Origin of the sequence: Bullifex sp., assembly GCF_034103065.1 — a bacterium.
Classification (GTDB): domain Bacteria; phylum Spirochaetota; class Spirochaetia; order Sphaerochaetales; family Sphaerochaetaceae; genus Bullifex.
Map to the genome: position 1 here is coordinate 1 of NZ_JAXEGN010000088.1, position 10,575 is coordinate 10,575.

Genomic DNA, 10,575 nt, shown 5'->3' on the forward strand with positions numbered 1-10,575 from the left:
AGCCATGCATGGGTTGTGATCAATGTCATAAAAATGAAAATCATAAGTGTATTATTAAAGATGATTTTGAAGTTGTAGTTGAAAAACTTAATGAAGCATCGACTCTTGTATTTATCTCTCCTATCTATTGGTGGGGAGTCACAGCAACTCTTAAATGCTTTATCGACCGCCTATATAGCTTTAACAATTGGAAGGGAAAAGAATTTAAACTTATCTTAACAGGTGGTGCAGAAACTTCAGATGTTGAATATAAGCTTATACATGACCAATTTAAAGAAATGATGGCATATATTAATGTTCCATTCACTTCTTTCTTAGCATTTGAAGCTTATCAGGATAAGGTTTTAGAAATTACTGATGAAATAAAAAATCAAATTAAATCAATAATTTAAGTAATTGTTACCAGCTTAATAAAGAGTTTACAGTGCTCATATAGTCTCATTAATAACTCTTCTTCTCGCTCTGGATGTCTATCGAGTTCATCAATAGCAACGATAATTGGACTATCGTACAAAAGTGCAAGAGCGGAAGGAGATTCATTAATCATTATTTCCTTTTCAATCAATGAGGAAAATATAGTGGCATGGTAATTAATAATTTGATCAAAAAATCTCTTTGAATACATAGATTTAATTTGGCTATCATTTGAAAGCTTCATAAGGCATCTTAATCTTTTAATTTCATCATCATGAATTAGTAAATTCACAATTTCCTTTTGTTTTTGAAATAGGATTTCTTCACTAATATTTTTCTCTTCACTTTCCTTTAAAGCTATTTGAGAAATAACAGCATCAAGCTTTTTACAAGAATGGTTATACACTTCTTCAAATATTTCCTTCTTACTTTTAAAGTGTTTGTATAATGAAGGAGCTTTAATTGAGCAACGCTCTGCAATCATTGCAACACTAACTCCTTCATATCCATGCTCGGAAAAAAGAATTAAAGCTTGTTTTAATATTTTCTCTTTTGTAGTCATAGCCAAAATCATAGGCTAATAAAAATTAGCCTGTCAAGGAATGATTACATCAAAATTAAAACTAAACTCATTTTCTTTTAACTTATATTCATCTCTGAGTTCAGGCCCACACGCAGCAGAGCCAACACCACTCATCTTATAGTCGATGTGTAGATTTAGCCCTTCCTCTTTAAGTTCATAGTCATGTTCCTTTTCAAGAATCTGAGCAACAGAATACATTGAAGCATTAAAGGAGAAAGGTGTTGTGCTTTGAATTACTATACCATTAACCTTTACCAAATAGGTATTGAAGAGACTTCCATTTTCTTGAGGTTTAATGTGATGCTCAAAAAGATTTCCAACTTTATCCTCGAAGTATCCTAAGTAGGATGCTTGGTTTTTATCTAAGTAAGAATCATAAGGGCCCATTCCATAGTAATAAAGCTTATCCTTGTTACTACCATTTAGATAGAATTTTAAGCCAAAGCGAGGAAGATATGGATAATCTTCACACTTTTTGCACTCCAAATTAACAATTAAAACACCTTCCTCGAATGCATTAACTAGCTATGAATTCAAAGGTAAAAAAGGCTTTGATAAGATGCAGGAGATTATGGCTAAAGTAAGAGAATGCGATAAAACCTCCTTTGCTGGTTACTCTCTTGTTTCTAAAGGCGATTACAAACTTGGTAGTATTAAATACATATGTGGCAAAACAGAGTCAACAAACCTACCAAAGAGTGATGTATTAAAGTTCTGTCTATCTGATAATGCACCATTTGTTGTACGTCCTTCTGGCACAGAACCAAAATTAAAGATTTATACATCTGTTTCAGCAAGTGACCCAACACTTCTTGATGAAAAGACAAAAGAGATGAAGAAAGAGCTTGAAGAGCTATTCGGACTATAAAAAATAATTAACAAGTAACCTGCTTTTTATATCAGCAGGAAGTGATTTATTTAATTAATTATTCTGAAACTTGAAATTTATATTAATTATCAACATCTATAAGTATTGTAGTATTACAGTCTTCATAGCTGTTTTTTATTTAACAAAAAGAATTATTAACCTTAATTTCAGGTGCGACACTATAAGAAAGCTTAACTAAGTGTGTAATAAAAACGAATGATTATGATTAATCAGAGATACAAGTTTTTAATAGACATTTTCCTTAAAAATATTGTAATACGATAGTCATGAAAAATGATTGGTACAAAGATTTAGTTGTTTATCAAATATATCCAAGAAGCTTTATGGATAGCAATAACGATGGAATTGGTGACTTAAAAGGGATAATCAGTAAGCTCGATTATATTAAGAGTTTAAATGTTAATGCTATTTGGCTTTCCCCTGTGTATTTATCTCCATTCAAGGATAATGGATACGATATTTCTTCATACAAAGATGTTTCCCCTGTCTTTGGAACAAATGAGGACTTAAAAGAATTATTTGACGGCATTCATAAAAGAGGAATGAAGGTAATAATGGATTTAGTAATCAACCACACCTCAGATGAACACATGTGGTTCAAGGAGTCCTCAAAATCAAAAGATAATGAATACTCTGACTACTACATTTGGGCTGATGGTGTAGATGGTAAAGAGCCTAATAACTGGGAATCATGCTTTGGAGGAAGTGCATGGTGCTATGTTGAAGCAAGAGACCAATACTACTTACACCTGTTTTCAAAAGGCCAACCTGATTTAAACTGGAAATCACCAAAGGTAAAAAAAGATGTATTTGACATGGTTAGATGGTGGTGTGAAGCTGGTGTTGATGGCTTTAGAGTCGATGCAATAAGCTACCTCGAAAAAGCTCCATTTGACTACTCCCCTAATAAACCTAATGCTATGGGTTATTCATTTTGCATGGATATTTGCAGTGGAAGAGATAATACTCATTCTCTTATAAAAGAATTAAGAAAAATCTTTGATGAATATAACGTTATGAGTGTCGGAGAAGTAAGTGTTTCATCTCCAGAAGAACTGTATAAATACTCAAGTGATTCAAGAAAAGAATTTAATATGGCAATTCCGTTTATCCCTCCAGTTGTTGAAGTTGATACCTGGTCTGTTAGCAAAATGAAAGCTGATATCAAAGCTAGCTATGAAATATTAAAAGAAGATGGATGCTGGGCAAGATTTTTGTCAAACCATGATAAACCAAGACAAGTATCACTTTATGGAGATGATAAAGAGTATTGGAAGGAGTCAGCAAAGCTACTTGCCATGATTACCCACCTACTTCCGGGAACTCCATTTATTTATCAGGGGGAAGAAATTGGTATGACTAATATCTATTACTCTGATTTAAATCAATATAATGATATTGATACCAAAAACTTTTTTGATCACGAAATTGCAGAGGGTAAAAGTGAAGCTGAAGCCTTTAAACGCTGTCAGCTTATTTCTCGTGATAATGCTCGCTCTCCTATGCAGTGGAATGATACAAAGTATGCAGGATTTTCAAAAAATAACCCTTGGTTAGGTGTAAATGAAAACTATATAAAAATAAATGTAAAAGCAGAGGAAAATGATAGCACTTCTATATTAAATTTTTATAAAAAACTAGTAAGTATTAGACTATCTAACGAAGCATTAAAAAGAGGAAACTTGGAATTCTTATTTGAAAACGCCCCTACTATTTTTGCCTACAAAAGAGTATTAGGAGAAGAAGAATTTGTTTGTATTTCAAACTTCTCAGAAAGTATTGAAACTATTGATTTTCCATTTAGTAATTATTCTGTATTACTCAATAACTATGATGAGAATTTATTAACTCAAAGTAATACTTTTAAGCCTTATGAAGCTGTGTTACTAAAGAGAAAATAAAAATTCTTTTCTTTGACAACACTCTTTTAATTGACTAATAACTCTTCTTTGACAGCTAGCGAGAAGTAAAATGCCATGTAACTTCTTGTATTACATGGCATTAATAAGAGCAAATTATCACATAAAAATGTAGGGTTAGAAATCATAGCTCATAAACTTTTTTCTTAGTTTTACCAACTATTCTTCTAATATCACTTTGTAGCAAATACTTTTTATTAACATTTATACCTAAAGTATTTAAAACTTTTTTAATTACAATATCATAGTAAGAAATCTGATATATATTAGAACCATCCATCTAAACAGCAGTAAAAGAGGATAAAGACTTTTGAATTTACTTCGATGAATATTTTCAATTCATTCTATATTTAAGCAACCTTTCAATTACAAGCGAAATAAAGCATAAAAGGAAGTGTGCTCTTATCCTATCTTGCTTACTATGAAATATAGGTCTTAAGTTAAGCATTCCAGTTTTACTTACTTTAAAGGTTTCCTCAATTTTCCAAAGTCCGCCATATATATCTACAATCTCTTCAGCAGGAACTACACGGTTAAATGTAAGAAACCCATCTTTGTACCAGCACTTATCTTGAGAGCAATCTTTATTTATCTTTGCTGCACCAACAACATTGGTACAAATAATGTAGTATCCATCTAACTTCTCATATTCTTTTAGCTTTTTATCATTAAAAACATATTCAAATGCATCTGCTTCTACAGTTTCACCATCCACTAATGGCTTTTTGGTAAGGTATTTATTCTTACCATAGGTTGAATCTTTATAATCTTTAGACTTTTTACCTACAGCTTCTAATGCCTTACTAATAGCTTTTTGTCTATCATGCTTAGCTCTTTCTGCTTATCTGCTTTATCATTGATTTTGAAAACATATTAATATTAGGCACCTAGAACAACATCTCTCAAGATTTTATTGATTCTTGTCTGATAACCTTTTCCTTCAGCTTTCAATGCATCTAGAACATCCTTATCTATATTAATTGATATTCGTTGTTTTAAAGGGACCGTTCTATACCATTCAGGATGAGATATGTGTGCTAAGTGTGCCATTGCTACTTGCTCATCCGTTATTTCTGGTGAATCATCATCAGGAACAGGGGTAATAGCTAAAATTTCTTTAAGTCTTTCATCCGAAATATTCTTTGTATTTTTCATTGTATATCTTCTCCTCTTTTGATGTTGCTCTTCTTGCGTTAATTATTCTTATTCTTCTTCCTTTTTCCATAAAACATGTCGTAATTATTACAATTCCTCTAATGCATCCTATTCCTCTGAACCGTTCCTCATCCACAGAATGTTCGATATCAGCAATTTCAAGAAATGCAGGATCATCAAAAACCTCAAGGATTTCCTCAAACGATAATAGATGCTTTTTTTTATTCAGATCGTTTTTTTTGCTATCCCATTAAAACCTTCCATCATCGCTGACTATTGTCATTTCTTCTTCTCCTAACTAAAATATATATTTAAAAATATATATAGTCAAATATATTTAATTTAATATAGTTTCAAAAAATAACTTCTTCATTTTAGATAAAAAGAAAGCCTGCAGAACAAAATCTACAGGCTGTTTCGATCTTATCAGTTATCTAATTATTTTTATTAATAGTTTTTATTAATAATATCTTCTATAGTTACGCTATCTAAGAAGGAATTAACCTTATTTTCCAAACTAGACCACAAAGCTACTGTTTTACACTTATCCTTTCTTAAACAAGGCTCGCTATTACACACCAAGCAGGAAACAGGAGCAAGAGTACCTTCAGTTAACCTTAATACATCACCAGCATTGTACTCACTTGGTTTTTTAGTAAGTGAATAACCACCCTTCTTTCCTGAAACCCCATTTACTAATCCTGCTTTAGTTAGTAATGGCATAATTCTTTCAAGATATTTTAAGGAAATTTCCTGTCTTTCAGCAATCTCAGAAAGTGGTACTAGACGACCATTACCACTTTCTGCAAGGTCAACTAAAACTCTTAATGCGTATCTACCTTTTGTTGAAATATACACGTCTTACTCCACTTGATATAAAGGTGTAGAGAGATATCTATCTCCTGTATCAGGTAAGAGAACTACAACAGTTTTACCTGCATTTTCCTCTTTTGAAGCAATATCAATTGCAGCTTTTAGTGCAGCACCAGAGGAAATACCAACTAAAAAGCCTTCAAGCTTACCAGGTAGTCTTCCATACTCAAATGCATCATCATTTGAAATTGTAACAATTTCATCGATAACACTTCTATCAAGGACAGCTGGAACAAAGCCTGCTCCAATACCTTGAATTTTATGAGCTCCAGCTACACCCTTTGAAAGAACAGGTGATGTTTCTGGTTCAACAGCTACAATTTTAACACTATCACTCTTTTCCTTTAGATATTTACCTACACCTGTAATTGTACCACCTGTACCAACACCTGCAACAAAATAATCAATATTACCGTCTGTATCGCTATAAATTTCAGGTCCAGTGGTATTGTAGTGAATTTTAGGGTTAGCAGGATTCACAAACTGACCTGCGATTATTGAATTAGGATTTTCTTCATGGAGCTTTTCTGCAACAGCAATTGCACCCTTCATTCCCTTAGCGCCCTCTGAAAGAACAAGGTTAGCACCATAAGCCTTCATAAGCTGTCTTCTTTCAACACTCATTGTATCAGGCATTACAATTGTAATTTTATACCCCTTACTTGCAGCAATTGCAGCAAGACCAATACCTGTGTTTCCGCTAGTTGGTTCAATGATTAATGTATCCTTATTTAACTTTCCATCTTTTTCTGCTTCATTAATCATTGAAAGAGCAACCCTATCCTTAACACTTCCAGCTGGGTTAAAATATTCTAGTTTAGCTAGCAAACGTGCTTTAAGATTTAATTTCTTTTCAATATTTTGTAACTCTACTAGAGGAGTTTTACCAACTAATTCTTCCATTGATTTATAAAGTGCCATGAGAGCCTCCTTATTACCTACTTATAGGATAGGTGAATAATATTTATATTTACCTACCATGTCAATAGGGGAAACAATAAAAGCAGAGAATAATCCCTGCTTTTATTCATCTTCATTAACAACATCCCTCTTTCTTCTCTTTTTTACAGCTTCAGTTAAGAGATATTCTATTTGGCCATTTAATGATCTAAATTCATCCTCAGCCCAAGATTGAAGCTCGTTATAAAGAGAAGAAGAAACTCTTAATGGAATTTGTTTTTTACTATCTTTAGCTCCCATACTATACCAAATTAATAGATACTACCGGCATTTACAATAGGAGATGCTTCTTTATTTCCACAAAGCACAACTAAAAGATTTGATACCATCTGTGCCTTTCTCTCTTCATCGAGATCAACAACGTTATCATCTTTAAGTCTATCAAGAGCCATCTCAACCATTGATACAGCACCTTCAACGATTTTCTGTCTAGCAGCGATAATTGCAACTGCCTGCTGGCGTTGAAGCATTGCAGCTGCAATTTCAGGTGCATATGCAATCTGATTTAACCTTACATCGATAATTTCAATACCTGCATTAGCTACTCTTTGGGATAACTCTTCCTGCATCTCATTAGCAATCTTAGAAGCAGATCCTCTTAAAGTCATCTCCTCTTCATCATCGTTATCATTGATAATATCATAAGGATATAGCCTTGCTATATTTCTTATAGTTGAATCGGTTTGATTTGAAAGATAAGTCTTATAGTCATCAATATTGATAACAGCCTTAGTTGCATTAATAACTTTCCAAACAATAATAGCACTTACTTCAATTGGATTACCAAGAGAGTCATTTACCTTTTGAGAACCATTTGCAAAGGTTTGAATCTTCGTACTAATCTTTCTAGGAGCCATTTTAAAAGAAATTTGTTTTGCACTACCTTGCACTGCTTCTTTTGTTGCATCTTCTTCTGCTTTCTTTGGATAAATAGCAGTTGCAAATGGGTTTACAAAGTAAAATCCACTATCATAAACAGTACCATAGTACTTACCAAATAAGGAAAGTACTAATGCTTCATTAGGATTAATAACTCTTAAGCCTCCAAAACATATGCATGATGCAACAAATACAATAATACTTAATGCTAGCAATAAGCCAAATGTTAGACCATTAATAGCTAATCCTTCAAATAAAATAACATCAAAAACAAACAATAATACACTTAATAGTAAAACTATAATATTAACAATAAGACCTACAAAACCATTTAATGGTTTGATAATTCTTTCTTCTGATTGTTTCATAAGTAATCTCCTTTGATGATTTTTTATGATATCAAAATAATATCATCCTGCATTAATACTGTCAACATACATTGCCAATTACCCCTTTTTCATATATGTTTGAATAGAGGTAGATAAATTGATGCATAAAATAAAGAAGATATCCTTAATTATTACAATTTTACTTTTTTCAATATTTAGCTTAACCGCAGCTGAAGATGGTTCGATAAATTACTTTACGGACCTTGTTAATAATAAAGAATATAAAGACCTTTTAAAAACAGTATTTGATGACTGTGGCCTTGATACAGCATTAGATGGGTATAAGACTCTAACACAAAAAATATCAAGTTATAAATATGATCCTTGGATGCAAGATTTATCACTTTCTCGTGCCTGTATGATAGTTGCTAAATATGCAACTGAAGTTAAACCTGAAAGAAAAGATGTTGCTAAAGCATATATGCAAGCTGCAGATAAACTTCTTGAAAGTGGTATTGCTAAAGGCGCTCCAATTAGCGCATCAGAAATACTTCTAGCTCTTTCTAATTCGTTTTGGTATTTAATTGATGGTTCACTATCAAAGGGTATGGCATTTACTAAAATAGTTGATAATGCTTATAAAAATTATCCAGAAGATTTCCATGTCCTTTTAATGGCAGCTGATAGATATCTCCACTCCCCTGGTATTGCAGGTGGTAATAAGAAGAAAGGGTTAAAGCTCTTCCAAGATGCAGAGAAAATTATGGAAAAGCAAAAAACTGCAGAATGGGATCGCTTTACAATTTATGCAGGGCTTGCATATGGTTATTCAAAAAATAAGGACAAAGCAAAGGCTCTTGATTATGCTTTAAAAGCTCAAGAGATTTATAAAGCTGATAAGCAGGTAAATGAAATTATTAAGGAGCTAAGTTAAGTGGAATATCTATAATTGATATGGTATGATATAAAAACTTTGAAAATTAATTGAGGATGATTATCTTTTTATTATGAAAATACTACTGGTTTTGGATCAATTTGATGGTGCTAATAATGGCAATACTATTACTGCTCGCAGATTGTTTTCAATATTAAAGAAGCATGGACATGATGTAAGAATTCTTGCATCTGGTGAATCAAGAGATGATAAGTGGGGACTTCCTGTAGTTAAGGTTCCTATCTTTGATGGTCTTATTCGAAAGCAAGGATTTGTATTTGCAAAACCAGTAAAAGAAATAGTAGAAGAAGCAGTTAAATGGGCAGACTTTGTCCACATCGTTATGCCATTTATGGTTTCAAAAATGGCAACCAAAATGGCAATTAAATACAATAAGCCTATGACTAGTGCTTTCCATGTTCAACCAGAAAATATTTGGTTTTCTGTCCATCTTGGAAACTTCAAACCATTAATTAGTCTTACTTATTTTGTAGGTAGAAAGTATATATATAAATATCATAAGTTTATACACTGCCCTAGTAATATGATTAAAAACCAGCTAGTCAAACACCACTACAATGCAGATATTAGAGTAATCTCAAATGGTATAGAATCTGACTTTGTATATAGGAAAAAAGATAAAGATGATATTTTTAAAAATAAATTCTTAATCGTAATGAGTGGTCGATATTCATACGAAAAGAGACAAGATTTAATAATTAAAGCTGTTAAGAAATCAAAATATGAAAAAGACATTCAAATATTCTTAGCAGGCCAAGGTCCTGTTGAAAAGGAATATAGGAAGTTAGCAGAAGGCTTAACAAACCCAATAATGATGCACTTCTTAACAAAGGATCAATTAAAGGATTTATTTAGTCAAACAGATTTATATATCCATGCATCAGATGCAGAAATTGAAGCGATGAGCTGTATGGAAGCATTTGCTTCTGGTCTTGTTCCTGTTATTTCAAATAGTAAACGCTCTGCAACACCGCAATTTGCTCTCGACGATAGAAGTTTATTTGAAGCTGGTAATAGCGATGATTTAGCATCTAAAATTGATTACTGGTTTAAGCATCCAAAAGAGAGAAAAGAAATGGAAATCAAGTATGCAGAAAGTGCTAAAAAGTATGCTCTTGAAGAATGCGTAAATCAAATGGAAAAGATGTTTAATGATGCAATAAATCAAAAGTAAAGATTAAAGCTCACAATGTTGAGCTTTTATTATATCCTCTAATATCAAATATCAAAGGGATATTCTATTCAATAAATAATAAACTATACTGTTATTCTTTTTACAGTAGGTATAGTATATTATTGCATACCTTTAATTTGGTAAGAATAATATCGTTTTCAAAGAATATTTTTGTCAAAAAGGTATTATTTTTTATTAACATAAGAAGTCCTCCTCGCTTTCTTCCATAACAGAAAGAGAAATATGAGCCTCTAAACACCTGACAATTACACCACGAATAGATTTTGCAACTAGTATTCTTGTTGTGCCTTCACTACTATCTTCTGTATCAATTAGCCCTCTATCCCTAAAACCTCTAACACACGTGGTGTAGACAAACCCATTTTTAGCAAGCGCTTCTTTTAAAACAGAGCCAATTATAAAAACTCTGTTTGGCTCAATTTTG

The 10,575-nt window shown here is 32.2% G+C and carries 15 protein-coding genes and 1 pseudogene; 5 read left to right on the forward strand and 11 right to left on the reverse strand.

Annotated elements, in window-relative coordinates:
• A partial coding sequence (locus tag SOY52_RS03640; protein ID WP_320847625.1) for a flavodoxin family protein occupies window positions 1-392 on the forward strand: 392 nt, incomplete at its 5' end.
• Here SOY52_RS03640 and SOY52_RS03645 read toward each other — a convergent pair.
• A complete protein-coding gene (locus SOY52_RS03645) occupies window positions 389-976 on the reverse strand; it encodes a TetR/AcrR family transcriptional regulator (RefSeq protein ID WP_320847626.1) in 588 nt (195 codons plus the stop codon). The genes SOY52_RS03640 and SOY52_RS03645 overlap by 4 nt on opposite strands.
• Window positions 977-1,009: 33 nt before the next feature.
• Window positions 1,010-1,483 (reverse strand): hypothetical protein, encoded by a 474-nt coding sequence (locus SOY52_RS03650; protein WP_320847627.1) that lies wholly within the window; start codon window positions 1,481-1,483, stop codon window positions 1,010-1,012.
• Here SOY52_RS03650 and SOY52_RS03655 point away from each other — a divergent pair.
• The gene (locus SOY52_RS03655; protein ID WP_320847628.1) at window positions 1,473-1,865 is read left to right on the forward strand and encodes a hypothetical protein; all 393 of its coding nucleotides are present in this window, start codon (window positions 1,473-1,475) and stop codon (window positions 1,863-1,865) included. The two genes, SOY52_RS03650 and SOY52_RS03655, sit on opposite strands and share 11 nt — an antisense overlap.
• A 287-nt stretch (window positions 1,866-2,152) precedes the next feature.
• The gene (locus SOY52_RS03660) at window positions 2,153-3,787 is read left to right on the forward strand and encodes an alpha-glucosidase (protein ID WP_320847629.1); all 1,635 of its coding nucleotides are present in this window, start codon (window positions 2,153-2,155) and stop codon (window positions 3,785-3,787) included.
• Between the two features lie 142 nt (window positions 3,788-3,929).
• Here SOY52_RS03660 and SOY52_RS03665 read toward each other — a convergent pair whose 3' ends face one another.
• From SOY52_RS03665 to SOY52_RS03700, 8 genes and pseudogenes are all read right to left on the reverse strand, one after another.
• Window positions 3,930-4,085 carry a hypothetical protein gene (locus tag SOY52_RS03665; protein WP_320847630.1) on the reverse strand — a complete coding sequence of 52 codons (156 nt, stop codon included), beginning with the start codon at window positions 4,083-4,085 and terminating at the stop codon, window positions 3,930-3,932.
• Window positions 4,086-4,139: 54 nt separating this feature from the next.
• Window positions 4,140-4,520 carry a transposase gene (locus SOY52_RS03670; RefSeq protein ID WP_320847631.1) on the reverse strand — a complete coding sequence of 127 codons (381 nt, stop codon included), beginning with the start codon at window positions 4,518-4,520 and terminating at the stop codon, window positions 4,140-4,142.
• Between the two features lie 164 nt (window positions 4,521-4,684).
• A complete protein-coding gene (locus tag SOY52_RS03675) occupies window positions 4,685-4,960 on the reverse strand; it encodes a BrnA antitoxin family protein (RefSeq protein WP_320847632.1) in 276 nt (91 codons plus the stop codon).
• Window positions 4,932-5,198, reverse strand: a pseudogene (locus SOY52_RS03680) (BrnT family toxin); the annotation flags it as partial. The pseudogene SOY52_RS03680 and the gene SOY52_RS03675, both read right to left, overlap by 29 nt.
• A gap of 209 nt (window positions 5,199-5,407) precedes the next feature.
• Window positions 5,408-5,818, reverse strand: coding sequence for an RrF2 family transcriptional regulator (locus SOY52_RS03685; RefSeq protein ID WP_320847633.1), 411 nt, complete (start codon window positions 5,816-5,818; stop codon window positions 5,408-5,410).
• Between the two features lie 3 nt (window positions 5,819-5,821).
• On the reverse strand, window positions 5,822-6,754 hold the full coding sequence (cysK, locus tag SOY52_RS03690) for a cysteine synthase A (RefSeq protein WP_320847634.1): 933 nt from the start codon (window positions 6,752-6,754) through the stop codon (window positions 5,822-5,824).
• Between the two features lie 102 nt (window positions 6,755-6,856).
• Window positions 6,857-7,033 carry a ribbon-helix-helix domain-containing protein gene (locus SOY52_RS03695; protein ID WP_320847635.1) on the reverse strand — a complete coding sequence of 59 codons (177 nt, stop codon included), beginning with the start codon at window positions 7,031-7,033 and terminating at the stop codon, window positions 6,857-6,859.
• 11 nt (window positions 7,034-7,044) lie between these two features.
• On the reverse strand, window positions 7,045-8,040 hold the full coding sequence (locus SOY52_RS03700; protein WP_320847636.1) for an SPFH domain-containing protein: 996 nt from the start codon (window positions 8,038-8,040) through the stop codon (window positions 7,045-7,047).
• Between the two features lie 121 nt (window positions 8,041-8,161).
• Here SOY52_RS03700 and SOY52_RS03705 point away from each other — a divergent pair, with 121 nt between their 5' ends.
• Both SOY52_RS03705 and SOY52_RS03710 read left to right on the forward strand, forming a co-directional pair.
• Complete coding sequence (locus SOY52_RS03705; protein ID WP_320847637.1) at window positions 8,162-8,935, forward strand: hypothetical protein; 774 nt, start codon at window positions 8,162-8,164, stop codon at window positions 8,933-8,935.
• 73 nt (window positions 8,936-9,008) lie between these two features.
• Window positions 9,009-10,130: a glycosyltransferase gene (locus SOY52_RS03710; RefSeq protein ID WP_320847638.1), complete on the forward strand. Its 1,122-nt coding sequence runs from the start codon at window positions 9,009-9,011 to the stop codon at window positions 10,128-10,130.
• Between the two features lie 195 nt (window positions 10,131-10,325).
• Here SOY52_RS03710 and SOY52_RS03715 read toward each other — a convergent pair.
• A partial coding sequence (locus SOY52_RS03715; protein ID WP_320847639.1) for a hypothetical protein occupies window positions 10,326-10,575 on the reverse strand: 250 nt, incomplete at its 5' end.